Raw genomic sequence first — 25,082 nt, 5'->3', positions numbered from 1 at the left:
AATTACGGCGATTTTGCGCGGTCACGGTTGGCAAAGCCTGGTAATCGTTGGTTGTCGAAGGTCCGGTCGCATATGAACAACCACGCCGGATAGACGCAAACTCTTCACATCCACCCGCTTGCGAAGGTGAGGAAATCCGGGAGCCGCGGCCCCCAGGTGCCTACTTGGCCTGCGTGCCGCGCAAGAGTTGCGATACCTGGCCATGCAGATGCAATATCGCCGGATCGGCATGCAACAGCGGCAGATAGCGCGGCAGAAAAATATTGTTTGGCTGGTCGGGGGAAAAGAGGCCCGTAATGGCTTCGGCAGCGGCGAACCGGTCGGCGGCGTCGGCTTCGTTGTCGTCGAGAATTTCGTCGACGTTCGCGATGATCGTCGAGAGTGGCGTGAGCCAGCGGAAACCGGTACCGTTGATCAGCACTTGCAGAAAGGCCGCGGGCGTGACCGGGCCGAATTCTTTCTCGTACGACGCGCGCTCATGATCGAGTATGGCCTTATGCAGCGCCAACAATGGTTTGCGGATCTCCGAAAGGAATTGGGTGCATTGCTGGTCGTTCATGATGCGGCTCCTTCGGATAGTCAGTGCAGGGCCCGTCCATGCTAACAAAAATGCGGCGCTTGGGGCCGCTCTGTGCGAGCGCAGCGCAATGGCAGGGGTCCAGGCGAACTTCTTAATGCACGGCTACAATTCGCCGAGCCCTCACAGTCCATTGGCGCGATGCCTGGCGTGCAGTTACGCGACGACGCCTTTGCGACGGCGCACATTGGCATCGCGCATTAGTCGCTGCTGTCGAATAAACGCGGCGTGTCATTGCGTTTGGAGCGCGAGCCGTGACTAAACAGCCTGGCAAAAGATAAACCCCACAAGGAGTCGCTCATGACAACATTCAATATCAACGGCGAGACACATACCGTCGACGCGCCGCCCGACATGCCTCTGTTGTGGGTCCTTCGCGATCTCGTCGGCTTGACCGGCACGAAGTTCGGCTGCGGTATCGCTCAATGCGGCGCCTGCACCGTTCATCTCGACGGCGTCGCGGTGCGCTCGTGCGTATTGCCGGCGGCGGCTGTCGGCGACAAGAAGATCACCACCATCGAAGCGGTCGGCAACACGCCCGCGGGCCAGAAGGTGCAGCAGGCGTGGCGTGAACTCGACGTGGTGCAATGCGGGTACTGCCAGTCGGGCCAGGTCATGTCGGCGGCCTCGCTGATTGCGAGCAACCCCAATCCCACCGATGCGGACATCGACGCCGCCATGGCAGGCAACATCTGCCGCTGCGGCACGTACAACCGCATTCGCGTCGCGATCAAGCATGCAGCGAAGGGAGTCTGATATGTCGCAAGGATTGCTCGATGCACAGAACGGCGCAACGTCCTCACACGCCGAGGCGAACGGAAAGCGCGGCGTGTCGCGCCGAACGTTTCTCAAGCTGGGCGTGACAGTGGGCGCGGCGGCGGGCGGCGGATTGCTGCTCGGCTTCAGCATGCCGGCCGTCAGCCAGGATCAGAAGGCCGGAAAGTCGGTAATCGGCGGCGATGCAAACGAAGCGGCGCAGAACGGCGTGTTCGCACCCAATGCGTTCATCCAGATCGATACGGCAGGCAAGGTCACGCTGGTGATTCCGAAGGTCGAGATGGGTCAGGGCGTCTATACGTCGATTCCAATGTTGATCGCCGAAGAACTCGAAGTGCCGCTCGACACCGTCACGCTCGACCACGCGCCACCGGACGAGAAGCTCTTCACAGATCCGCTGCTCGGCGGCCAGCTCACCGGCGGGTCGACGTCGATCCGCTATGCATGGGAGCCGATGCGCAAGGCAGGAGCCACCGCTCGCATGTTGCTCATCGGCGCGGCCGCGCAGCAGTGGCAGGTGGACGCCGAAAGCTGTCATGCGAAATCCGGGCAGGTCATTCACGCGGCGAGCAATCGCAGCATCGGCTATGGCCAACTTGTGGATGCCGCGGCCAAACTGCCGGTGCCGCAGAACGTGCCGCTAAAGGAACCGAAAGACTTCAAGATTATCGGCACGGCTGTGAAGCGCCTCGACTCGCCGGAAAAAGTGAACGGCACCGCGACGTTCGGCCTCGACGTGCGAGTGCCCGACATGGTCTACGCGGCCATCGCGAACTGTCCGGTGTTCGGTGGCAAGCTTGCGAGCGTCGACGATACCAACGCGAAGAAGATCCCAGGCGTGCGTCAGGTCGTCAAGATCGACAATGCGGTCGCCGTGATCGGCGATCACACGTGGGCGGCCAAACGCGGGCTGCAGGCGCTCGACATCAAATGGAACGAGGGCACGGACGCGAAGCTTTCGATGAAGCAGATCGTCGACGATCTGGCCAATGCGTCGCAGCGCAACGGCGCGGTCGCACGCAAGGACGGCGACGTGGTGCACGGCTTTTCGAACGCGAAGACGCGAGTCGATGCCGTCTATCAGCAGCCGTTTCTTGCGCATGCCACGATGGAGCCGATCAACTGTACGGTGCATGTGCGCCCCGATGGCTGCGAAATCTGGCTCGGCTCGCAGGTGCCCACGCGCGTGCGCGACGCGGCGATGGCCGTGACCGGCTTGCCCGCCGACAAGATCGTCGTGCATAACCATCTGATCGGCGGCGGCTTCGGTCGGCGGCTCGAGTTCGATATGGTCACGCAGGCGGTCAAGATCGGCAAGCAGGTGTCGACGCCTGTCAAAGTGCTGTGGACGCGCGAAGAAGACATTCAGCACGACATGTACCGGCCGTACTACTACGACAAGATTTCCGCCGGTCTCGACGCGAATGGCAAGCCGCTCGCGTGGCAGCACCGGATTGTCGGTTCGTCGATCATGGCGCGCTTTGCGCCGCCCGCGTTCAAGGACGGGCTCGATCCCGACGCGGTCGAAGTCGCGTCCGATCTGCCGTACGACTTGCCCAACCAGCTTGTCGACTATGTGCGCCAGGAGCCGCACGCAATTCCCACTGCGTTCTGGCGCGGCGTGGGCCCGACGCGCGGCACGTTCGTAGTCGAAAGTTTTATCGACGAACTCGCGGCCGAGGCCAAGGTGGACCCGGTCAAATACCGGCGCGATCTGCTCGGCAAGACGCCGCGCGCGCTGAACGTGCTGAACACCGCCGTGCAGGCGGCCAATTGGGGCAGCGCGGTGCCGAAGGGGCAAGGGCGCGGCGTGTCGGTCATGCATGCGTTCGGCAGCTACTTCGCGATCGTCGTCGATGTCGCGGTCGATCAGGGCGAGGTGGCGGTCAAGCGCGTGGTGTGCGCGGTCGATTGCGGGATGGTCGTGAATCCGAACACCGTCGAAGCGCAGGTGCAAGGCGGCATCATCTTCGGCATTACGGCGGCGCTTTATAGCGAGATCACGATCAAGGACGGCCGCGTCGAGCAGAACAACTTTACGGACTACCGGATGCTGCGTATCGACGAGACGCCGCCTATCGACGTGCATATCGTGAAGAGCAGCGAGGCGCCGGGCGGCATCGGCGAGCCGGGAACAGCGGCGCTCGCGCCCGCGCTGACCAACGCGATTTTCTCGGCCACCGGCAAGCGGCTGCGGCAATTGCCGGTCGGCAGCCAGTTGAAAACCGCTTAACGGGAGCCCGACATGAAAAACACTCTGAAGGGTTTCGGTGCGGCGCTGTGCGTGGCGTTGCCTTTTCTGACCCAATCGTCCACGGCAAGCGCGGCGGCATCCGCAGCCGACCAGGCGCTCGTGCAACGCGGCGCTTATCTGGCCAAGGCCGGCGATTGCGCCGCATGCCACACGGCGCCGAAAGGCAAGCCGTTCGCGGGCGGCTTGCCGATGAACACGCCGATGGGCCAGATCTACACAACCAACATCACGCCTGACCCGCAAACCGGCATCGGCGGCTATACGGAACAGGACTTTGCCCGCGCGATGCGTGAAGGTGTCGCGAAAGACGGACACAACCTGTACCCGGCGATGCCGTATCCGTCGTATGCAAAGGTCAACGACGAAGACATGAAAGCGCTTTACGCGTTCTTCATGAGCGGCGTCGCGCCGGTGCAGCAGGCCAATCGCGAGCCCGACATCAAATGGCCGATGAACATGCGCTGGCCGTTGAAGTTCTGGAACATGGTGTTCCTCGAGAAGGGCGTGTACCAGAACAAGCCGGGCAAGGACGTCGCATGGAATCGCGGCGCCTATCTGATCCAGGGACTCGGGCACTGCGGCTCATGTCATACGCCGCGCGGCATTGCGTTCCAGGAGAAGGCGCTCGACGAAAGCGGCAGCGCGTTCCTGACTGGCGGTCTGCTCGACAACTGGTACGCGACGAACCTCACCGGCGAACATAACGTGGGCCTCGGGCGCTGGAGCGATCAGGACTTGCAGGCGTTCCTGAAGACCGGCGCGAATCGTCATGCTTCCGCATTCGGCTCGATGACGAGCGTCATCAACAACAGCACGCAGAGCTTGAACGACGGCGATATCGCGGCCATGACGACGTATCTGAAGTCGCTGCCGGCGGTGGGCGGCAACGGTGCGCCGCCCTATAAGTACGATCCGCAAACGACGAAGGTGTCGCTCAACCGTCCCGCGAACGATGCCGGCGCGCGCGTCTACACCGCGTATTGCATGCATTGTCACGGCGTCGACGGACGCGGTTTCGCGCCGATGCTCGCGCCGTTGGCGGGCAATCCGAACGTGCTGGAGAAGGACGCGTCGTCGCTCATCAACGTGACGTTGAACGGCACTGAGGATCTGGTGATCGGCGGCATTCCCGCGCCGTATCCGATGCCGAAATACGCGCCGGTGCTCAACGACCAGCAGATCGCCGACGTGCTCACGTTCGTGCGTGCCGGCTGGAACAACGGCGCGCCGGCAGTCACGGCCGCCGACGTCACGAAGCTGCGCAAGTTGACTCAAGCGGCGCGCTAGCAGCAGCGTAAAGCGCGAGCGCATGAAAAAGCGTCAACCGTCTTTCGGCGGTTGACGCTTTTTCCATTCTGCAAGGCACGCGGCTCGCGCGGTCTAGCGATGCTGCCCGACCTTCTGCCGCTTCTCCAGCACGCGTGCATACCAGGTCAGCGGAAAGCACATCGCGAAGTAGATCATCGCAACCATACCGTAGATCGGAAACGGCCGGAACGCTGCGTTCGTGATCATCGTGCCGGTCTTCGTCAATTCAGTGAAGCCGATAATCGACGCCAGCGCAGTGCTCTTGACCACCTGCACGAGAAAGCCGACCGTCGGCGCAACGGCGATTTTCAGCGCCTGCGGCCAGACGATATAGCGCAGCTGCTGGCTGAACGTCATGCCGAGACTCGCGCCGGCGGCCCACTGACCGCGCGGCACGGCTTCGACACAGCCCCGCCAGATGTCGACCAGATACGCGCTCGTGTACAGCGTGAGCGTGACCGTCGCCGCGACCCACGGCGAGACGTCCACGCCGAGGAGCGGCAAACCAAAAAACGCGAGAAAGAGTTGCATCAGCAGCGGCGTGCCCTGGAACACCTCCACGTAGAGCACGACGATGCGGCGCAGCCACGCGAGCGGCGAGACGCGCATCGCGAGCAGGATCAGCCCGACGATGCCGCCGCCGACAAACGCGATCAACGAGAGCAGCACCGTCCAGCGCGCGGCGAGCAGCAGGTTACGAGCAATGTCCCACAGGGTGAACTCGACCATGATCAACGCTCCGCGGGCAGGGTACGGGCGCCGCGCCACATCAGGCGGGCGCGCCAGCTGCGAGGCGCGCTGTCGGCGCCGCGCGCGGTGCGGCCCGCGAACAGGCCGCGTCCGAACCGGTTGAGGACTTGCCGCAGCGCGATGGACAGCAGCAGATACGTCGCGGTGATGATCAGGTAGCTCTCGAACGAGCGGAAATTGCGCGACTGGACGAAGTTGGCCGCGTACGTGAGATCGGGAACGGAGATCTGCGACACCACCGCCGAGCCGAGCATCACGATCAGCACCTGGCTCAGGAGCGCGGGAAACACATTGGCGAGCGCCTGCGGCAGCACGATGTAGCGAAACACTTGCCGCCCATGCAGACCGAGCGCTTGCGCGGCCTGAACCTGGCCGCGCGAAATGGAGTCGATGCCCGCGCGCACGATTTCGATTGCGTAGGCGCCGAGGTTGACGGTCATCGCCAGAATCGCGGCCTGTATTTCGTCGATGTGAATGCCGAGGCTCGGCAAGCCGAAGAACACGAAGAACAACTGCACGATGAACGGCGTGTTGCGGATCAGTTCCACATAGCTCGCCACGACCCAGCGCGCCCATTTTGGTCCGGCCACCGCGACGCTCGCGCCCGCGATGCCGACCACGCCGCCGAGCAAGGTCGAGATCGCCGTGAGCCCCAGGGTGACGGCGACGCCGCGCGCGAGCATCCCCGCATAGAGGCCGAAGCCGCTGAAATCGAACGCATAGGTCATGACGTGGCGCTCATCGTGAGGTCAAACTCCGTACAGGAAATTCAGAGGTCGGCCGGCAGCGGCGTGCGCAGCCATTTCTGCGAAATCGCGTTCATGGTGCCGTCCTTGCGGGCCTTGGCTATGGTTTCGTCGACTTTCTGCTTCAGACGCGGCTCGTTCTTGTTCAAACCGACGTGATCCGGCGAGCTGAACAGCGAGAACTTCTGCTCGGGATCGTTCGCGGGATGACGCGCGAGGATCGTGGCGCCTACGTCGTTGCCGACGACCATCAACTGTACCTGACCAGAAAGAAACGCCGAAATTGCTCCGTTAGGATCGTCGAAACGTTTGATGTTCGCGCTGGGCGGCGCGATCTTCGTCACGCTCAGGTCTTCCAGCGTGCCGCGCGCGACCGAAATGGACTTGCCCGCCAGATCGGCGGCGTTTTTCACCGGCAGTGCTTTCGGGCCGAACACGGCGAGGTAGTACGGCGCGTACGGCTGCGAAAAGTCGATCACCTTCTCACGCTCGGGCGTCTGGCCGACCGACAGCAGCATGTCCGTCTTGCGGTCCGCGAGGTACGCCATGCGGTTGTCGCCCGTCACCTGCACCAGTTCGACCTTCGCGTTGAGCGCACGGCCGATCAGATTGGCAACGTCGATGTCGTAGCCCATCGGCTTCATGTCCGGCCCAATGGAGCCGAACGGCGGATAGTCCATGAACACGCCAATGCGCACGGTGCCCGACTTGGCGATGCTGTCGAGCGCATCGGCATGGGCGGCCGGCGAAAACGCGCTGAGCGCGCCAGCGCCGGTGAACGCGAGGGCCGCGGCGAGCGTGGCGAATGCGCGGCGCGCTGTCGATTGAACGGGCTTGAGCTGATTCATGGTCTGTCCTCTGTCGAATATGTGCAACTGTTGTGTTGGAATGCGATTGAAGTCACTGCACCGCGGTCACTGCACCGCGCGCGCGGCAATCAGCTTGCACGCGTGCGGCGGCAATTCGGCGAGCACCGGCATGCCGAGCGCAAGGCCCGGCGTTTCGCGCGGCGTGGTCGCGGCGGTCAGCGTGAAGCCGGCGCAATCTATCGTCGCCTCCAGCGAGGCGCCGACGTCGCGGATAAACGTGACCGTACCGGCCAGCCGGTTCGGGCCCGCGGCGTCGTCGCTCGCGGATTTCACGCAGACGTCCTCGGGACGGATCAGCAGCCGGATGTCGCTCGTGGACTCCGGAACGCGAGCCGCCTGCGACACTGCAATGCGCACGCCGCCCGGCAGACTCACCGCCCCCACGCCGTCGTAAGTGACCGGCAGAATATTACCCAGTCCGATAAAGTCGGCCACGAACTCGCTTACCGGATCGCGATAGATGTCGAGCGGCTTGCCGACTTGAGCGATGCGGCCTTTTTCCATCACGACGATTTCATCGGCCATCGTCATCGCTTCGCGCTGGTCGTGCGTGACCATGATCGTCGTGATGCCGAGGCGCTGTTGCAGAAGGCGGATTTCAACCTGCATCGCTTCGCGCAGCTTGGCGTCGAGCGCGGAAAGCGGTTCGTCCAGAAGCAGCAGTTTGGGCTGCGACGCAATCGCGCGAGCAATCGCCACCCGTTGCCGCTGGCCGCCGGAAAGCTGCGTGACCGGCCGGTTCGCCATATGCGGCAACTGGATCAGTTCGAGCAGTTCGGCGATCCGGCGCGCCTGTTCGGGCTTCGGTGTCTTGCGCAGCTTCAGCGGATAGGCGACGTTTTGAGCGACGCTCATATGCGGAAACAGCGCGAGCGACTGGAACACCATGCCGAAGTCGCGCTGGTTGGCCGGCACGCGCGTGATGTCGCGGCCCGCGAATTCGATGCTGCCCGAGGTCGGCGTTTCCAGGCCGGCGATCATCCGCAGCAAGGTGGTTTTGCCGCAGCCGGACGGGCCGAGAAAGCACACGAGCTTGCCGTCCGGCACACTCAGATCGACGCTGTCGACAGCATAGGCCGCGCCGAAGCGCCGGGTCACGGCCTGCAAGGTCAGATGAGTCATCGGATGCTCCAGCAAGAAGGCGTCGAAAAAGCACAAGCGGTCACAGCGCAACTCCTTCGTCGCCGATCAGCTTTTCGAGCAGCCAGATCAGCGCGAAATCGATCGCGACGATAAACACCGCGAAGCAGAACACGGTCGGATCGAGCGACGACACCGTGCGGCTGTAGAGCCACACGGGCAAAGTCATCGTGTCGATGGTGTACAGGAAGAACGTCACGGTGAATTCGTTGAACGACACGATGAACGCGAACAGCATGCCGGCGAGAATGCCGGGCCGCATCAGCGGCAGGATCACGTCGACGAGCGCGCGGCCGGGGCTCGCGCCCATCACGCAGGCCGCTTCCTCGAACTCGGGACCAATCGAGGCGACCGACGCCGCGCAGTTTTTCACAGTGAAGGGCAGGGCCAGAATCACGTGCGCGATGATCAGGCGGAATACGCCGAGTTCGACCGGCAGCACGTTGAAGACGAGCAACAGCGACAGGCCCAGCATAACGAGCGGATAGACGAGCGGCAGCGCGACCAGTTGCTCGACCGCCGGTTTGCCGCGAAAGCGATAGCGGCTCAGCGCGTAAGCGGCGGGCACGGAGACGAGCGTCGCGATCAGCATGGTCGACAGCGCGACGATCAGGCTCGTGCTCAACGCGGCGCCCATCGAAAGCGAATTGGTTGCGTCCGGCGACGCAAAACTCTGCCATGCGGCGCGATACCAGTGCAGACCGTACGCGCGCGGCGGAAATTCGAGCGTGTCGGCCGCGCTGAACGACATCGTGATCATGGTGAGAATCGGCAGCGCGGCGACGAACAGCACGACAGCCGCGAGCAAGGCCGTGGCCTTACCGAGCTGGCCGGGCAGAGCGTTCGACAGACGCGGCGAACGGGGTGGCGGCGACGCACGTTGCAGGCGCGCGGCCGGGATGGGCGTGCTCATGCGTGGGGCTCCTCGGCGAGACGCTGCGTGCGGCGCACGAGTCGTTGTGAAAGCGCCATCACGGCGAGCGTCGCGATCATCAGCACGACGCCGGATGCCGACGCGGCCGGCCAGTTCAGCAAAGGCGCGACCTGATCGTGAACCAGTACCGCGAGCATCGGCACGCGGCGTCCGCCGAGTAACAGCGGCACGGCGAACGCGCTGGCGTTATAGGCGAACACCAGCAGCGCACCGGACACCAGACCGGGCATGGCGAGCGGCAACAACACATGCCGCAACGTTTGCCAGCGCGTCGCGCCGAGCGTCGCCGCGGCTTCCTCGAATGAACTGGAGACGGCGCGCATGGCACTCGAAAGCGGCAGCACCGCAAGTGGAAACGCCGTCTGAATCAGGCCGAGCAGCACGCCGTTTTCACGGTACAGCCACATCAACGGACGATGCATGAGACCGCTGCCGAGCAGCGCGTGATTGAGCAAACCGGCCGGGCCGAGAATGATCAGCCAGCCATAGCCTTGCAGCAGCAGATTGACGAGCAGTGGCAGCAGCACCCCGGCGAGCAACAGCCGCCGCGCGAGACGCGACTTGGTGCGCGCCATCGCAAGTGCGACCGGAATCGCCAGCAGCACCGCGCAGATCATGCTCTGGAACGCGAGCTTCAACGTGAGCCACAACGACCGCATGAAGTAGCCGTCCAGCAGATCGGCGTAGTTCTGCAGCGTGAAGCCATGCCATTCGTTGCCTTGCGTGCCGAAGCTCATGCGTAGCACGACGAGCGCCGCCGCGCCGAGCACGGCGAGAAACAGCAGGATCGGCGCGAGCAGCAGCCATGGCCGAGCCTTCTGCGCGACGCTGGCCGCGGGCGCGTCGGGTGCCGCGCCCCGTGCCGCGTGGAGCGCGGCGCCCATGCCAGGCGCCGCCTCGTGCGCCGTGGCATCGGAGGCGGCCGCTGAAGCACGCCGCGAGAAGCGCGCGGGCATCGTCGTCATGCCGAAAAGATTTCGGTGTAGCGCTTGATCCACGCCGGCTGCACGGCGGCGAGCGCCTTGTCGTCATGCAGCACGGCTTTCTCGGCGATCTGCTGCGCGCTCGGCACGAACGCGCGGCTTTCGGCGGGAATCACCGCTTTCGAATTGACCGGGCCGTTGAGCACGTCGGCGGCCATGCGGCCTTGCACGCCTGCATCCAGCGAGTGGTTGATGAAGGCGTGGATGAGATCGCTGTCGCCGGGATGCGATTTCGGGATCACCGTGAACATCAACTGCGTGGCGAAGCCTTCTTTCATGCCGTACGTGACGGCCATGTTGTATTCGGGCTTGCGAATCTGAGCGGGGAAGAAGGCCGGCGAATAGATGCCGCCAATGTCGAGCGAGCCGGTGCGAAAGAGATCGGCCACCTGATTCGGATTTTCACCGAGCGTCATTACGCGGTCTTTCAGTTGCATCAGTTTCTTGAAACCGGGTTCGATGTTCTGCTGTGAGCCGCCGTTCATCTTCGCGGCGATGATCGCCAGGTCGACCGCTTCGGCCCATTCGGGCGGCGGCAGGAAGAGGCGTCCGGCGTATTTGGGGTCCCACAGCGCTTCATACGAAGACGGCGCGGTTTTGACCGTCGACGTGTTGTAGATCAGACCGTCGGACCACAGCAGATAGCCAATGCCAAAGCCGTTCGCGCCAGTGCGGTATTGCGGCGCCACTTCTTTCAGGTTCGGCAGTTTGTCGAGATCTGGCTTCATCAGCAAGCCCGCATCGCCGAGACCGGCTGCGCCCACGCCCGCCAGCGTGATGACGTCGTAGGTCGGGCGGTCGCCCGCGGCCTTGACCTTCGCGACCATGCCGGAGGTGCCGTCGGCGCGATCGGCGATCACCTTCGCGCCGGTCTTCGCGGTGAACGTGGCGGCGATATTGCGCAGTGCGGCCGCGCCTGTGTCGTCCGACCAGGTCAGCAGGCGCAATGTCTTGCCGCTGAAGTTCTGCTGCTGCTGCGCGCGCAGATTGACGAACGGCATCGGCAACGTGGACGCCGCGAGCGCTGCGCCAATCGTCTTGATGGCCTGCCTTCTACCCCGTTTGATCTCTTGCATGGCGGTCTCCTGTGTTGAACGCCTGTTGCCTGGTGATAATCGCTGTGACCGCTGCCGCCGCATCGCACCGTCCGTTCGCGTTGCGCGGTGCGTGCTGTGAATGCACTCTAGGTTTGCCAAAATCCCTCAACAAACGAAATATGCGCATGGGCGGCATGACGGAATCTCATGCGCGGCGCATCCGGCGAAGTGCCGAGAGCCCGTAACGCGATCGGCTCGAACGTTGAGCCACCGGCGCATTCGGGTTAACGTCCATGCTTTTGCGCGATTCGTACTTGGCCGTAGGTATGAGCAAAGCTCGGTTCTGGTGCGTTCGGGGAGCTTCGTGCCCCGCAGCAGTGCGCGGTCCGCACTTTCGACGCATTTTTACATCGACGCATGAGCGCAGCGCATGCCACTGAGCGTTGCCACGACTCGTGCGGCGACGCGCGATGGCGTATCCTGTTGGCTGGTGACGAGTATCGACATCGATTCCGTCTCGCCGCCTCAATGATTTTTTCTGATCCGGATACTTCGATGCGACGCCTTCCGCCGCTCAACGCGCTGCAGATTTTCGAAACGGTTGCGCGCCACCGCAGCTTCACGCGTGCCGCCGATCATTTGTGCCTCACGCAAGGCGCGGTGAGCCGGCAGATCATCGCGCTCGAGGACTACTACAAGTTTCCGCTCTTCAAGCGCCATGCGAAAGGGCTGACGTTGACCGCCGAAGGCGAGTTGCTGCTGCCGGCAGTGAAGGAAAGCTTCGCGCGAATCGAGGAAATTTCGCTGCGCCTGACGCGCCAGCGCACGGACCTCGCGCTGAAGGTGCCCACCTGCGTGATGCGCTGGATGCTGCCGAAAATCATGCGCTTCCAGTCCGAATATCCCGACCTGCATGTGCAGATCACGACGACATGGCAGCACGACGTCGACTTTCAGCTCGAACCGTTCGATGCCGCGATCATCTATGGCTCGTCGCCCGGTGCGGACGTGCAGGCGGTGCCGTTATTCGAGGAGCGTCTCACGCCCGTGTGCGCACCCGATCTGTTGAAGGACAAACCGCTAGCGGCCGTCGAGGATCTCGCGCGGCATACGCTGTTGCATCCCACGCGCGATCACCGTGACTGGAAAATGTGGCTTGCCAAGGTCGCCGAAGCAGACGCGGCCAATGCGCGCGAGATCGACGCCGAGCACGGGCCGAGCTTCGACACCCTCGACATGGCGACCAACGCCGCGTTGCAGGGCTTCGGCGTGGCCATCAGCGACCTGGCGCTGATCGACGAGGACGTGGCCGCGAGGCGTCTCGTGCGGCCCTTCGATATGGTCCTCAAAACGGGTTGGCGCTACTACTTCGTGTATCCGGATTCGGTCGCGCATCAGCAGAAGCTGAATCTGTTTCGCGACTGGATCGCGGCGCATTGGGAAGAGTAGGCGTCAACGGCCCGCGCGTTGGAAGGTGGGCAGTAGAGTGCAAACTTCACGGCGCGAACGACAGGAACAGATACGCGGCGAACAGCGACAGATGCACCGCGCCCTGAAGGATCGTCGTGCGACCTGTGCTCAGCGTCAGTGTGCCGACAATCAGCGTGAGCACTAGCAGCACGGTCTCCTTGCCGTCTAGGCCCAGCACGAGCGGTTGCCCCGTCGTCAGGAACACGGCGGCCACGGTTGGAATGGTCAAGCCGATACTCGCGAGCGCGGAGCCGAGCGCCAGATTCAGGCTGTTTTGCAAGCGGTCGGCGCGCGCCGCGCGTACGGCGGCCAGGCCTTCTGGCAGCAACACTAGCGCGGCGATGATGATGCCCACCACCGCCGGCGGCGCGCCCGCATTCTGAACCGCTGTCTCGACGACCGGCGACAACACTTTCGCGAGCAGCACCACAGCGACGAGGCACACCAGCAGCAAGCCACCGCTCGTAAGCGCGAGTCCGGCGCTGGGCGGCGCGGCGTGCACGTCTTCGTCGGGCACGTCGGCGAGAAAGTAATCGCGATGGCGAACCGTCTGCACGAATACGAATACGCCGTACAGCACCAGCGACGACACGCCGGCGAAAGCGAGTTGCGACGGCGACAGCACCGGGCCGACCCTTGTTGTCGTGTAGTTCGGCATGACGAGGGTCAGCACCGATAGCGAGGCCAGCACGGCGAGAGCCGCAGCCGCGCCGCGGCTCTGAAAATCCTGCTCGCGATGGCGAATGCCGCCCACCAGCAGGCACAGTCCGACGAGCCCATTGCAGACGATCATGACCGCGGCAAACACGGTATCGCGTGCCAGGCCCGCTTTCTCGGGGCCTGAAGTCAGCATGACCGAGACGATGAGCGCGACCTCGATCACGGTCACCGCCACAGCGAGCACCAGCGTGCCGAACGGTTCGCCGACGCGATGCGCGACCACTTCCGCGTGATGTACGGCCGTGAACACCGCGGCGCAGAGCGCGATGCCCACCAGCACGAGCAGAAACTGGTTGCCCGGCAACGCGTAGGCCGCGCCCAGCACGATCCACGCAACCAGCGGCACGGCGAGAGTCCAGCGGGGCAAGACGGTCGGCGGCTTGGTCATCGGGCTTCCTTTTGTCTGGTGCTTGTTCCTGGTCGTGCGACGACGGGGGCTTCGGAAAGGGGGCGGCGACGAACTAATCCGATGCGTTAGGAGGATGGCGCAACGGTTTGAATGGTAGAGCTTTTTGTCAGGCGCGGGGAAGGACTGTTCATGGCGGTGCGGGTCCTAGCAGCGCAAGTTGGGGCTGGGGGTTGCCGCGCCGGATTGCGAAGTCGGGATTGACGACTGCGGACTGTGACCTGCGGATTGCGGACTGCGGACTGCGGACTGCGACTTCGACCTGCGAAAGGGCAGCCCCGAACTGCGACCGGCCAACTGTGGACTGCCAACTGCGGACTGCCAACTGCGATCGGCCAGCTGCGACGCCTGCTGCAAGAGTCGCCTAAAAGCCCGTTACACCCGGCAGAGTGCCAGCATCAGGCAACTCGACGCCAGCACCCGCCTATGTTGCTGCCGGCGCCACGAGAGCGCCGGCTTCTGCTCGTTACTGGCCGACCGGACGAACCGTCAATGCGTTCTTCACCGACGTCACGCCAGCCACGCCTTGCGCCGCTTGCGTAGCAAGGTCGACTTGCGACTGGTCGGGCACCGTGCCCGCCAGCGTCACCGCGCCTCCGCGTGCACGCACGTTGATGTTCGCGACGCTCAAGCCCTTCGTCTTGGAGAGCGCGCCACGGACCTTGCGTCCGAGCGCACGGTTGGCAGCCTTGGCCTGCTTGCCCGTTGCCGCCGACGACGCCGCGGTTGCCGGTGCCGTCGCCGACGCGTCGCTGCTTTGTGCGGACGCGTTGAGCGATGCCAGTACGATCAGCGCGCCGCCGACCATCTTCATTGCCGTGGATGCTTTCATGCGAGTTTCTCCTTGTCGTGAATATGCTCGTCCCCTGGCGGAGACCATGTGTTGCACTACGGGTACAGCGGAATCAAATCGGAAGGACGTGCTGCGGGTCTTGCAAATGCTTGAGTCTGGCAAGCTCATCGCGGCTGCTTCGACGGGCCGAAGCCCGCGTGAGCCGGCACTGGCTTGCTTCGGGCCGGAAGCAAACGATACTCCAATTGGTTCCAGGGTGAATGCGGCGGTGCCCGGAATGAGGCTTTGCTACAACGGTGAAGCCATGATGCGCAAAGCTTTGCTGCATATCCGGGCGCGCTGGTGTAGGTCGCGGCGTCTCGCATTCCCAAAGAGTGGACTAACCAACGGATCAGCCCACGGCCGAACCAACGCACGAACCAACGCACGAACCAACGCACGAACCAACGCACGAACCAACGCATTCAAAAAGGCACGCTGCATGCGCAAACCATTGCTTCCCATCATCCCGTTGTCGCGTGACGATTTGCCCGTCGGGGCGGCGGACCTCGCGCGTTTCATGATCGGCAAATACCTCGTGCACGATGTGTCCGAGGGGCGTATGAGCGGCCGCATCGTCGAGACCGAGGCATATCCGGTGGGCGATTCGACCAGCCATGCGTTCATCGGACGCCGTCCATATAACGGCTCCATGTTTCTCGCGCCCGGCTACGCCTATGTGCGGCTCACCTACGGGCTATCGTACATGCTCAATATGTCCGCCGAAGCGGAGAACGTCGGTGCGGGCATTCTCATTCGGGCGATAGAGCCGCTCGAGGGCCTGCCGCTGATGGAAGCGCGCCGCCCCGGCGTGCCGCTGCGCGACCTGGCGCGCGGACCTGGCCGTCTCACTATGGCGCTGGGCATCGGCCAGTCCTTCGACGGCCGCGATCTTTGTGGCGGGCGCGACCTGTGGATCGGTGTCATCGAGAAAGGCGATGTACCGGTGGGTGTGACGACACGCATTGGCTTGTCCCGCGAAACGCATCGGCCGCTGCGTTTTTTCGAGCCAGGCAGCGCGTTCGTCAGCGGCCCGCGCAAGCTGCTTCTTGCACCTCACGCGGAGCTCGGCGGCAATTCGCAAATTTGACCGTCTCGCGGCAGTGGACCTGGCGGATCAGCGCCGTGGCTGCGAATCCAGCAGGCCAAGCGTTGCATACCGGCAATTTATTACGGCAACGATGCAAGCTGCATTTCCCGTAGCGGCAATTCCGTCTGACTTTTTCGATTACGACAATTATGTATCTCACAATTAGGGGTTTTCCCTCGGTGCGCCGGTGACTAGACTGGAATCACTCGCTTCCACACCGTGTGGCAAGCAGCAAATAAAACCAAATCTGGAGGTAATAATCATGAAATCGCTTATCAAGGCAGTCGCCATCGCAGCCGTTCTCGCCGCTCCGGTCGCATCGTTCGCTCAATCGAGCCAGCAACCTGTGACGCGCGCGGAAGTCCGCAACGAACTGATCCAGTTGGAACACGCCGGCTACAACCCGGCAGTCAGCAATGACCCGAACTATCCGGCCGACATCCAGGCCGCTGAGCGTCGCGTTCAGGCGCAAAACCCGGCAGTCGCGCAAACGCAATTGCCAGTTGCGGACACCAGCGGCTACGGTGGCGTGGCGAACGGCTCGTCGCAATCGGGCGGCGTGCGTGAGCAGATGACCGGCCCGAAGTCGGTGTATTTCGGCAACTAAGTTTCGGCAACCAAGCTTGGGGCAACTAGATTCGGTGACCAGGCCACGTCGACAGCATCAGGTAGGTGAGTCTGCAGCCGGCGGGTCACGTTGATACGGCCGCAGAGCGCAAGATCCACAAGCGCGATGCAGCCGGTCTGCAGCAAGCATTGCGAGTCTGAATGGTGAGCAGGGGAGCGCGCCGCTGGAACATGCGGCGCGCCAGCCTTCCAGACGAAATTAAAGTATCGAATCACGTGGTTCTGAGGCGTTGCGCGGGCTGGCGCAAAGGCTCAAATCCGTGGTCCATAGCCAGTCAGGCAGCGCCGTAGCCCTGCGCGCTAGCAAAGCAGGGCGCCGGCAAAGTGCTGCGCGGTGTCATGCACCGTCCAGAATTCACAGGAACCTCCGCTGCCGCAAGGTAGCTTCGCCCAACCGTTCAGCGATTGGGCTTTTTTTGCGGCTCGTAGACGCGGCGGGCGCGCCGCGTCAGGGGCGCTCGCCGTGGATATAGAACTCCAGTTGCTGAATGGTGAACTGCTGTTCGGCGATGATGTTTTTCACGAGGTCGCCGATCGACACCATTCCCACTAGCCGGTCGTTTTCAATCACCGGCAAGTGGCGCATACGCCGCTCGGTCATGAGCGCCATGCAGTCGTCGGTGGTCTGCTCGGGGCGCACGAAGCGCACGGCTTTGCTCATGATCTCGCGTACCGGCGTGGCCTTCGAAGACCGGTCCATCAGCACGATCTTGCGCGCGTAATCGCGCTCGGTGACGATCCCCGCAATGCTGTCGCCATCCGTAACCACGAGCGCGCCAATGCCTTTCTCGGCCATCAGCTTGATCGCTTCATAGACGGAGTCGTCGGCCCGTATCGTGTAAACGGTCGTGTTGTTGGGTTTGGTTTTAAGAAGCTGTGCAACGGTTGTCATGGAGCGGCTCCGTTTCGCGGTGCAGCACGCCGGCGCGGCGGCTGTCGAGGACCAAGCGATTCCAGTATAGGCGCGCCGCGCCAGCGAGTGTGTTCGGGAATACCTGGAGCGCGCAAAGCGTTTAGTTCGGGTAGCGGCCTCGCGCTGTTTGCATTTGCGGCGCATCGGGCGCTTCGCTGGTGCACGATCCGTGCGCCATGCATGGGCATACGGGTGCGGTTGGCCGATTAGCGGTAAACTCCTGTCCGTACCTTATCCCCGGTTTCATCGGGTTCATGTCCAGCACCATTGCCTAACGCCATGCTCACGTCTCACGATCCGTCGCCCGTAGTAGACGGCGCCATCAACGGCGAATGCGTCGTTCTCGACGCCACCGCCACGCTTCCCACGCGCTACGGCACGTTCACCTCTTACGTGTTTCGCGTGGTCGAAAGCGGCGCCGAACATCTTGCGCTCGTGATGGGCGACGTCGCGAACGGGTCTTCGGTGCTGACACGTTTGCACTCCGAATGCCTGACGGGCGACGTGCTCGGCTCCTACCGCTGCGATTGCGGCGAGCAGCTCGATCTGGCGCTGCGCTATATCGCTGCCGAAGGCTGCGGCGTGCTTCTGTATCTGCGTGGTCACGAAGGCCGCGGCATCGGTCTGTCGAACAAGATCCGCGCTTATGCGCTGCAGGAGCAGGGGCGCGATACCGTCGAGGCCAATCTCGATCTCGGTCTGCCGGACGACTCACGCGAATACGACTCGGCGGCGGGCATCCTGCGCACGCTGAAGGTCACCTCGGTCCGCTTGATGAGCAACAACCCCGAGAAGTTCGACACGCTGTCCAAGCACGGCATTCCGGTCTGCGAACGCGTCGCGCTCGCCATTCCGATGCGCGAGGAAAACGAGCGCTATATCCGCACGAAGCAGCTTAAGTTCGGGCATTACTTCGACGAGAACGAATAGCGCGAATCCGGGATCTGTCTGCGGTCTCCCAAGGAGAGCCAACACAGTCCGCAAGTGATTGAAGATAAAAAGAAAAGTGTCGACGGCGCCAGTCGACGCATCGACGCTGGTCTCCGTATATCTAAACTTGCGACGTAGGCGTAGGTTTTCTCGGCGTGGCCAAGGAAACCTACGCCGGATATTCTCCCTCAGAACAATCTACGCCGAGGGAAGAATGCGCTTCGATGCACGTGCCGCAGCCAGTTTGCCGAGCGGCGATCACATGACCTCCGATGGATTTCCTGGACTGCGCTTGCAAGCGTCTACGAGCCGGAAATCGTGGACGTATCGCTACAAGTCACCGGTCGATAGCCGCATGCGGCAAGTGAAGCTAGATGAATGACCAGCAATGTCGTTTGCTGGAGCCATCGCTGCGTGGGAGAAGAGCCGCGTCGAGCAGGACTCGGGCGCTGAGCTTTTGGCGCACTGCGTCGAATGACGGAAGCAGGGGCTACTCGTCCATCACCGGACAACTACACGTCAGACAGCTGTGTCGCCACTATCTGCAGGGGCACGTAGAAGTCAACCGGAAGACCAAAAGTGCAGTCGAGCTCGCACGTGTATTTAAGGTGATGTTGGGGCCTATCGCGGATAAGCCTGCGACTACCATCACGCGCGCCGAGGCTTTCGATCTGCTCGAATCATATCGATCGACTCCAGTGCTCGCAACTCGCCTTCGCATGGAGCTTGGAGGTGCCTTCCGTGTGCCGCTAGTGGGCCGCGCCGAAGTAATTGTGCGGCGACGGCTCGATCAGGCCAAGGGGACGGTTCTCTTTCCTTCGTCGCGTGGGAAGACGACGGACCAGACCGTGGTCCAGCACGGCGTCTACTATCATCAGCCGTACTGCAAGATTGCACCGAACCATGATCGCCCGCGATTACCTGTGGCGCATTGGTCCGCTTACGAGTTTCGACGCACCCCCCGCACACTGCTTGCAACGATCGGTTGTCCGAACGAAATCGCCGAGGCAGTCCTCGGTCATGTCCAGCCTGGAGTCATCGGTATCTATAACCGGCATACCTACGATAGAGAGCGGCGCGAGTGGCTCACGAAACTGTCACATCGCTTGGAAGAGATTGCGGCGACATATCCTCTAAGGAAGTAACACGATCTCTATGCCGGTATTCGACGCAGGGCAAAATCGCATGGCGGTGGTTAGGCGATAGTATGACTTGCGAGTAAGCATGCGACATCGCGGTGGGCACCGCAACGGATCGAAACTCAGGTGGATGCTTTCCCACCGCCGCTGTATCACCGTTGCGTCTCTCGTGGGATTTCGATCGAACAATTTTCACGAACGCCTATCGACGGGTATGGGCTGACGATCGCTCTGGAAACGCGGTGAACAGCGCGAGCCCTAGGGCCCGATGATAGCCTTTCCCCCCAATCGTAACGCCGTTGACGGACACTTGCTAGATCGATCTAACTAGCTTAAAGTTTCGTGACCGGGTCGGCGATCCATCGAGGCTGATGCGCCGGCGTTGCCATAACCGTATCGCGGCTTTGAAACGCTGCCGCCATGGAGGAGACGAGTTGATTCTGTCCACCGAGCACCAGCAAGTGGCCGACATGGCTCGCCGCTTTTCCAACGAGGTCATCCGGCCGCAGGCCGAGGCGCTCGACCGCGACGAGAGCTTTCCGGCCGACATCTATCGGCAGATGGGCGAGACCGGGCTGTTTGGCATCACGGTGCCGGAATCCATGGGCGGCGCGGGGCTGGATTGCCTCGCATATTCGATCGTGATGGAGGAGATCAGCCGCGGCTATTCGTCCGTCGCCGACCAGTGCGGTCTCGTCGAGTTGCTCGGCACCTTGCTGAGCAAGCACGGCACGCCGGCGCAGATCGACCGCTGGATCGGGCCGCTCGTGCGCGCCGAGTTAAAGGGCGCGTATTGCATCACTGAGGCGGGCGCGGGAAGCGACGTATCCGGCGTGAAGACGACTGCCGTGCGCGATGGCGACGGCTGGTCGCTCAGCGGCTCGAAGCTATGGATACACAATGCACCGGTCGCCGACGTGGCGCTCGTGCTGGCGCGCACCGATCCCGCCGCGGGCAGGCGCGGAATGAGCATCTTCATCGTCGATTGCGCGTCCCGGGGCGTGTCTCGCGGGGCCAAGGAACACAAGCTGGGCCAGCGCGCGTCGCAGGTCGGCGAACTGCATTTCGACGACGTGAAACTGCCGGCGGACGCGCTGCTCGGCACGGAAGGCCGCGGCTTTCACATGATGATGAGCGTGCTCGAGAAAGGGCGCGTCGGCATCGGGGCGCTCGCTGTGGGCATCATGCAGGCTGCGCTGGAAGCGAGCGTCGAACAGGCCAGGATGCGCAAGCAGTTCGGCCAGGCGATCGCCGAGTTTCAGGCGATCCAGTTCATGCTGGCCGACATGGCCAAGGACACCGAAGCCGCACGGCTGCTCGTGCGCTCCGCCGCGTCGAAGCTGGACGCGGGCATCGAGGCGACCGCCGCGGCGTCGATGGCCAAGTGCTTCGCAGGCGATGCGGCCGTCCAGCACACCAGCAATGCGATCCAGATCTTCGGCGGCAGCGGCTATATCCGTGGCTACGAAGTTGAACGCCTGTACCGCGACGCCAAGATCACGCAGATCTACGAAGGCACGAATCAGATCCAGCGGGTCATCATCGCGCGCCAACTGCTGAAGACATGAACATGACAAGAACTGCCGTGGTAACGGGCGCGTCGCGCGGGATCGGGCGTTCCGCCGCGCTGGCGCTTGCCGCCGAAGGCTTCGACATCGCCGCCATCGCGCTCGACGATGAAGAGCGGCTTGATACGCTCACAGCCGAAGTCGAGGCGCTGGGCCGCGTCTGCGTCAGCTTCGATCTCGATATCGGCGATATCGATCAACACGCGAGCGTCCTGAACGCGATCGTCGAACGCTTCGGCGGCGTCGACTGTCTCGTCAACAATGCCGGCGTTTCGGTGCTCAGCCGCGGCGATCTGCTCGACGTGAGCGCGCAAAGCTACGACCGCTGCCTCGACATCAACACGCGCGGCACCTTCTTTCTGACGCAGGCCGTGGCCCGGCGGATGGTGGCGCAGAAGCCGGCGGGCGAGGGTGCGCGCAGCATCATTTTCGTGACGTCGTCGAACGCGGTGGTCGCCACCATCGAGCGCGGCGAATACTGCATGTCGAAGAGCGCACTGTCGATGGCGGCGCGCCTGTTCGCGCTGCGCCTCGCTCCTCACGATATCGGCGTATTCGAGGTGCAGCCGGGGCTAATCCTGACCGAGATGACGGCGCCGTCGAAGGCCAAGTACGACAAGCTCATCGGCGAAGGCATGACAGCGACGCCGCGCTGGGGCCAGCCGGAAGACGTGGCGCGCGTGATCCGCACGATGGCGGCGGGCCTCTTGCCCTATACCGTGGCGCAGGAAGTGCGCGTCGACGGCGGCCTGATGATCCAACGCTTTTGAGGAACACCATGCGCGACTTGAACGGACGCGGCGATCTCTGCTGCATCAACACGGGCACGCTCGGCTATCGCGAGCCGATTGAGGTGACGGCCGGCCGCATCGCCGACCAGGGTTTCGGCTGGATCACGCCGTGGCGTCAGGAAATCGACGAGAACAGGCCGCAGGCCGCCGCCAGCGCGATCCGCGCGGCGGGCCTGAAGGTCAATGCGTATTGCCGCACGGCCTATTTCGCGGCGAACGACGCCGCCGGCCGCCGCGCCGCGATCGATTCCAACCGTCGAGCGCTGGAGACCGCCGCCGTGCTTGGTGCGCCGGTGCTGGTCGCGGTCGTCGGCGGATTGCCGCCCGGTTCGCGCGACATCGACGATGCGCGCGAGCAGATTCTCGATGGCCTCGCCGCCTTACGACCGACGATGAAAGAGACCGGCGTGCGCATCGCGCTCGAACCGCTGCATCCGGTCTACGCCGCCGATCGCAGCTTGCTCAACACGCTCGATCAGGCGCTGGACTGGTGCGACCGGCTCGACCCGTCGCGCGAGGGGCATTTCGGCGTGGCCATCGATGCTTACCACGTCTGGTGGGATCCGGCGCTGATGCCGGCCATCACCCGCGCGGCCGAACGCATCCTCGCGCTGCACGTGTGCGACTGGCTCGTCGAAACCCGCGACCCGTTGCAGGATCGCGGGATGATGGGCGATGGCGTCATCGATCTCAAGCGACTGCGCACGGCGGTAGAAGCCACCGGCTATGACGGCCCCGTCGAAGTGGAGATTTTCTCGAAGCTCGACTGGTGGGCGCGCCCCGCCGATGAAACCTTGCGCATCTGCCGCGAGCGCCTGTTCGAGTGCTGCTGATTTACGCTACCTCTCAACGTCCAACGTAGATCGGCGCTCGCTTGTCCTGAAAGCTGCGGATGCCTTCGGCCGCGTCCTCGGTGCTGGCCGCGAGCGCGCCCGCCATCGCTTCCAGTGTCGAGCCGGTTTCCTCGCCGCTCGCCGCGTTGATCAGCTGCTTGGTCAGTTGCAGCGATATCGGCGCGCGCGACGCCATCGCCAGCGCCAGCCGATGCGCGCGTTCCAGCACGCTCGCGTGCGGCACGACTTCATGCACGAGGCCGCACGCCTGTGCATCGGCGGCCGTCACGCGCTCGCCGCTCAGGGCCAGATATTTCGCCTGGCTCGCGCCGATCATCCGCACGAGCCGCTGCGTGCCGGACCAGCCGGGACAGGTCCCGATCGACGCTTCCGGCAACGCGAAAGCGGCCGCTTCGGACGCAATGCGTACGTCGGCGGTGATCGCCAGTTCCAGCCCGCCTCCGAAGGCATGACCGTTGATCGCCGCGATCACAGGCTGGCGCAGCCGCGCCCACTGGTCGAAGACCTGATGGCCCCGGCGCACCCAATGGCGCCACATGTCGAGCGGCTTGAGCGCGGCCCATTCGTTGATGTCGGCGCCGACGCAGAATGCCTTCGTGCCGCCGCCCGTCAGGATGACGACGCGCGTTTCATTGTCGGCCTCGAGTTCGCGGGCTGCGTCTTCGAGTTGGTCCAGCATGCAGGGCGTCAGCGCGTTGAGTTTGGATGGCCGGTCCACCGTGACGGTGGCGACGGCTGCATCGCGGACGATGGACACGAAGCGATCAGTCATGGCGATTTTCGCGGGGTTTGAGGCGGAGTCCGAAGGGCGCGTCGATGAAAAGCGCCGCATCCATCTGACGCAGATCCGGTGCGACCTTCAGCGCGACCTCTGCCTGATCGAGAATGTCGCGCTGCAAATCGACGCCGGGCGCGATCTCGCGCACCGTCAGGCCGTCGTCGAGCAGATCGACGACGCAGCGCTCGGTGACATACGTCACGCGCTGGCCGCGCTCGCGCCCCACGCGCCCGCTGAACGTGATCTGTTCGGCCGTCCGGACGAACTTGCGCGTGCGGCCTTCCTTCACGATGCGGAGCCTGCCGCCGCCGACTTCCAGCTGCGCGCCGGCGGTGAAAAAGCCCGAGAACACGATTCGGCGCGCGTGCGCGGTGATATCGACGAAACCGCCGCAGCCCGCTGTCAGATACGGTTTCGATGCGAGCCGCGAGACGTTCACGCTGCCGTCGGCATCGACTTGCAGGAAGGACAGCAGCGCGACGTCGAAGCCGCCGCCCTGAAAATAGGTGAACTGATTCGGCGACGCGACTATCGCATCCGCGTTCGATGCGCAGCCGAACGCGAAGCCGAGCAGCGGCATGCCGCCGACCGCGCCCTGTTCGATGGCCCACGTCACTTCGCCGTGCAGGCCTTCCTCCAGCAGGATGCGCGGCACGTTGGCGGAAATGCCGAAGCCCAGATTGGCCGCGCAGCCATGCGCGAGTTCCATCGCGGCGCGTCGGGCGATGACCTTCTCCGGTCCCCAAGCCGTCGGCGCGAACGCATCCATCGGCAGCGTGATTTCGCCGCTGATAGACGGATCGTAAGGCGTCTGCGTGGTCTGCCACTGGTCCGGATCGACGACGACGTAATCGACCAGATTGCACGGCACGCGCACGTCGTGCGGCCGCAGCGTGCCGGCTTTTACCACGCGCTTGACCTGCGCGATCACGATGCCGCCGTTGTTGCGCGCGGCCAGTGCCTGATCGATGCCGCCCAGCAGCGCGCCTTCGTGTTCGTAGGCGAGGTTGCCCGCTTCGTCCGCGGTGGTCGCGCGGATGATTGCCACGCGTGGCGCGATCGCAGGGAAGTAGAGCCAGTGATCGCCGTCGAAGGACACCTTGCGCACGACCGGCCGCGCGGCGGCGGCGGCGTTCATCGCGCAACCCTGGAAGTCGGGATCGACGAACGTGCCCATGCCGACCTTGGTCAGCACGCCGGGACGCTTCGCGGCGGCGTCGCGGTGCATGTCGAACAGGATGCCGCTCGGAATGTTGTAGGCCTCGATTTCGTTATCGACGATCATGCGCCAGACGTTGGGCATCGGCAGCGACGACGGGCCGCTCGGATACGAGCCCGCCAGCGTGCGCGCGAGCAGGCCCGGCCGGGCGAGATGGTCGATGCCCTTGACGCCGTACATGTCGCCGGCGGCGATCGGGTTCAGCGTGGTGAGATCGCGCGGCTGTCCCTCGCGCTCGAAGCGCTCGCCGATGGCCGCGAGAATCTTGTCGGGGCAGCCGAGCGCGCTTGAGGAACTGATGCTGACGACATCGCCGCTACGCACCAGTCGCGCCGCCGCGTCCGCCGTGATGACTTTGCTCATGAAGGAT

The 25,082-nt window shown here is 63.6% G+C and carries 23 protein-coding genes and 1 pseudogene; 11 read left to right on the top strand and 13 right to left on the bottom strand.

What is annotated here, in order from left to right; all coding sequences use genetic code 11:
* Positions 1-160: 160 nt before the first annotated feature.
* Positions 161-559, bottom strand: a complete 399-nt coding sequence (locus tag JMY24_RS24860) for a hypothetical protein (protein ID WP_128596697.1) — start codon at positions 557-559, stop codon at positions 161-163.
* Positions 560-877: 318 nt separating this feature from the next.
* On the opposite strand from JMY24_RS24860, the gene JMY24_RS24855 reads away from it, so the two are divergent.
* From JMY24_RS24855 to JMY24_RS24845, 3 genes are read left to right on the top strand one after another with little or no spacing between them, the layout of a single operon-like run.
* Positions 878-1,333 (top strand): (2Fe-2S)-binding protein, encoded by a 456-nt coding sequence (locus JMY24_RS24855; RefSeq protein ID WP_128586109.1) that lies wholly within the window; start codon positions 878-880, stop codon positions 1,331-1,333.
* A 1-nt stretch (position 1,334) separates the two neighbouring features.
* The gene (locus JMY24_RS24850; RefSeq protein ID WP_128596698.1) at positions 1,335-3,587 is read left to right on the top strand and encodes a xanthine dehydrogenase family protein molybdopterin-binding subunit; all 2,253 of its coding nucleotides are present in this window, start codon (positions 1,335-1,337) and stop codon (positions 3,585-3,587) included.
* A gap of 12 nt (positions 3,588-3,599) precedes the next feature.
* Positions 3,600-4,895, top strand: a complete 1,296-nt coding sequence (locus JMY24_RS24845) for a cytochrome c (RefSeq protein WP_128596699.1) — start codon at positions 3,600-3,602, stop codon at positions 4,893-4,895.
* Positions 4,896-4,988: 93 nt separating this feature from the next.
* On the opposite strand, the gene JMY24_RS24840 is transcribed toward JMY24_RS24845, so the two are convergent.
* From JMY24_RS24840 to JMY24_RS24810, 7 genes are all read right to left on the bottom strand, one after another.
* Entirely contained in the window at positions 4,989-5,645 is a 657-nt protein-coding gene (locus JMY24_RS24840; RefSeq protein WP_027779333.1) for an amino acid ABC transporter permease, read from the bottom strand.
* A gap of 2 nt (positions 5,646-5,647) precedes the next feature.
* Positions 5,648-6,394 carry an amino acid ABC transporter permease gene (locus JMY24_RS24835; protein WP_201703097.1) on the bottom strand — a complete coding sequence of 249 codons (747 nt, stop codon included), beginning with the start codon at positions 6,392-6,394 and terminating at the stop codon, positions 5,648-5,650.
* A 41-nt stretch (positions 6,395-6,435) separates the two neighbouring features.
* Complete coding sequence (locus JMY24_RS24830; RefSeq protein ID WP_128596700.1) at positions 6,436-7,260, bottom strand: transporter substrate-binding domain-containing protein; 825 nt, start codon at positions 7,258-7,260, stop codon at positions 6,436-6,438.
* 66 nt (positions 7,261-7,326) lie between these two features.
* Positions 7,327-8,403 (bottom strand): ABC transporter ATP-binding protein, encoded by a 1,077-nt coding sequence (locus JMY24_RS24825; protein ID WP_128592322.1) that lies wholly within the window; start codon positions 8,401-8,403, stop codon positions 7,327-7,329.
* 40 nt (positions 8,404-8,443) lie between these two features.
* Complete coding sequence (locus JMY24_RS24820; protein ID WP_128592323.1) at positions 8,444-9,334, bottom strand: ABC transporter permease; 891 nt, start codon at positions 9,332-9,334, stop codon at positions 8,444-8,446.
* A complete protein-coding gene (locus JMY24_RS24815) occupies positions 9,331-10,311 on the bottom strand; it encodes an ABC transporter permease (protein ID WP_413231268.1) in 981 nt (326 codons plus the stop codon). The genes JMY24_RS24820 and JMY24_RS24815 overlap by 4 nt, the downstream gene beginning before the upstream one ends.
* Before the next feature lie 5 nt (positions 10,312-10,316).
* Positions 10,317-11,414 carry an ABC transporter substrate-binding protein gene (locus tag JMY24_RS24810; RefSeq protein ID WP_128596702.1) on the bottom strand — a complete coding sequence of 366 codons (1,098 nt, stop codon included), beginning with the start codon at positions 11,412-11,414 and terminating at the stop codon, positions 10,317-10,319.
* 516 nt (positions 11,415-11,930) lie between these two features.
* On the opposite strand from JMY24_RS24810, the gene JMY24_RS24805 reads away from it, so the two are divergent.
* Positions 11,931-12,824, top strand: a complete 894-nt coding sequence (locus tag JMY24_RS24805; protein WP_128591953.1) for a LysR substrate-binding domain-containing protein — start codon at positions 11,931-11,933, stop codon at positions 12,822-12,824.
* A gap of 46 nt (positions 12,825-12,870) precedes the next feature.
* Here the strand turns inward: JMY24_RS24805 and JMY24_RS24800 are convergent, their stop codons facing one another.
* Together JMY24_RS24800 and JMY24_RS24795 are read right to left on the bottom strand one after the other, a co-directional pair.
* Complete coding sequence (locus tag JMY24_RS24800; RefSeq protein ID WP_128596703.1) at positions 12,871-13,953, bottom strand: calcium:cation antiporter; 1,083 nt, start codon at positions 13,951-13,953, stop codon at positions 12,871-12,873.
* Positions 13,954-14,437: 484 nt separating this feature from the next.
* A complete protein-coding gene (locus JMY24_RS24795; RefSeq protein WP_128592580.1) occupies positions 14,438-14,803 on the bottom strand; it encodes a BON domain-containing protein in 366 nt (121 codons plus the stop codon).
* 442 nt (positions 14,804-15,245) lie between these two features.
* Between JMY24_RS24795 and JMY24_RS24785 the strand changes: the two genes are divergently transcribed.
* Positions 15,246-15,893, top strand: coding sequence for a DNA-3-methyladenine glycosylase (locus JMY24_RS24785; protein ID WP_128596704.1), 648 nt, complete (start codon positions 15,246-15,248; stop codon positions 15,891-15,893).
* A gap of 262 nt (positions 15,894-16,155) precedes the next feature.
* A complete protein-coding gene (locus JMY24_RS24780) occupies positions 16,156-16,500 on the top strand; it encodes a DUF4148 domain-containing protein (protein WP_128596705.1) in 345 nt (114 codons plus the stop codon).
* A gap of 468 nt (positions 16,501-16,968) precedes the next feature.
* Here the strand turns inward: JMY24_RS24780 and JMY24_RS24775 are convergent, their stop codons facing one another.
* Positions 16,969-17,412 (bottom strand): CBS domain-containing protein, encoded by a 444-nt coding sequence (locus tag JMY24_RS24775; protein WP_027779322.1) that lies wholly within the window; start codon positions 17,410-17,412, stop codon positions 16,969-16,971.
* A gap of 300 nt (positions 17,413-17,712) precedes the next feature.
* Here JMY24_RS24775 and ribA point away from each other — a divergent pair, with 300 nt between their 5' ends.
* From ribA to JMY24_RS24755, 5 genes and pseudogenes are all read left to right on the top strand, one after another.
* On the top strand, positions 17,713-18,363 hold the full coding sequence (gene ribA, locus JMY24_RS24770; RefSeq protein WP_128589968.1) for a GTP cyclohydrolase II: 651 nt from the start codon (positions 17,713-17,715) through the stop codon (positions 18,361-18,363).
* A gap of 214 nt (positions 18,364-18,577) precedes the next feature.
* Positions 18,578-19,508, top strand: a pseudogene (locus JMY24_RS39620) (tyrosine-type recombinase/integrase).
* Between the two features lie 428 nt (positions 19,509-19,936).
* A complete protein-coding gene (locus tag JMY24_RS24765; protein WP_193425271.1) occupies positions 19,937-21,070 on the top strand; it encodes an acyl-CoA dehydrogenase family protein in 1,134 nt (377 codons plus the stop codon).
* A gap of 2 nt (positions 21,071-21,072) precedes the next feature.
* Positions 21,073-21,840: a 3-ketoacyl-ACP reductase gene (locus JMY24_RS24760; RefSeq protein WP_128596706.1), complete on the top strand. Its 768-nt coding sequence runs from the start codon at positions 21,073-21,075 to the stop codon at positions 21,838-21,840.
* An 8-nt stretch (positions 21,841-21,848) separates the two neighbouring features.
* On the top strand, positions 21,849-22,694 hold the full coding sequence (locus JMY24_RS24755; RefSeq protein ID WP_201703094.1) for a sugar phosphate isomerase/epimerase family protein: 846 nt from the start codon (positions 21,849-21,851) through the stop codon (positions 22,692-22,694).
* A gap of 13 nt (positions 22,695-22,707) precedes the next feature.
* Here JMY24_RS24755 and JMY24_RS24750 read toward each other — a convergent pair whose 3' ends face one another.
* Positions 22,708-23,487, bottom strand: a complete 780-nt coding sequence (locus JMY24_RS24750) for an enoyl-CoA hydratase/isomerase family protein (protein ID WP_201703092.1) — start codon at positions 23,485-23,487, stop codon at positions 22,708-22,710.
* A complete protein-coding gene (locus JMY24_RS24745) occupies positions 23,480-25,075 on the bottom strand; it encodes an acyl CoA:acetate/3-ketoacid CoA transferase (protein WP_201703090.1) in 1,596 nt (531 codons plus the stop codon). The genes JMY24_RS24750 and JMY24_RS24745 overlap by 8 nt, the downstream gene beginning before the upstream one ends.
* Between the last annotated feature and the right edge of the window lie 7 nt (positions 25,076-25,082).

Origin of the sequence: Paraburkholderia kirstenboschensis (assembly GCF_904848585.1) — a bacterium.
Lineage (GTDB): Bacteria > Pseudomonadota > Gammaproteobacteria > Burkholderiales > Burkholderiaceae > Paraburkholderia > Paraburkholderia kirstenboschensis.
The sequence above is the reverse complement of the archived record's forward strand: the minus strand, read 5'-3'. Positions and strand labels throughout refer to the sequence as shown.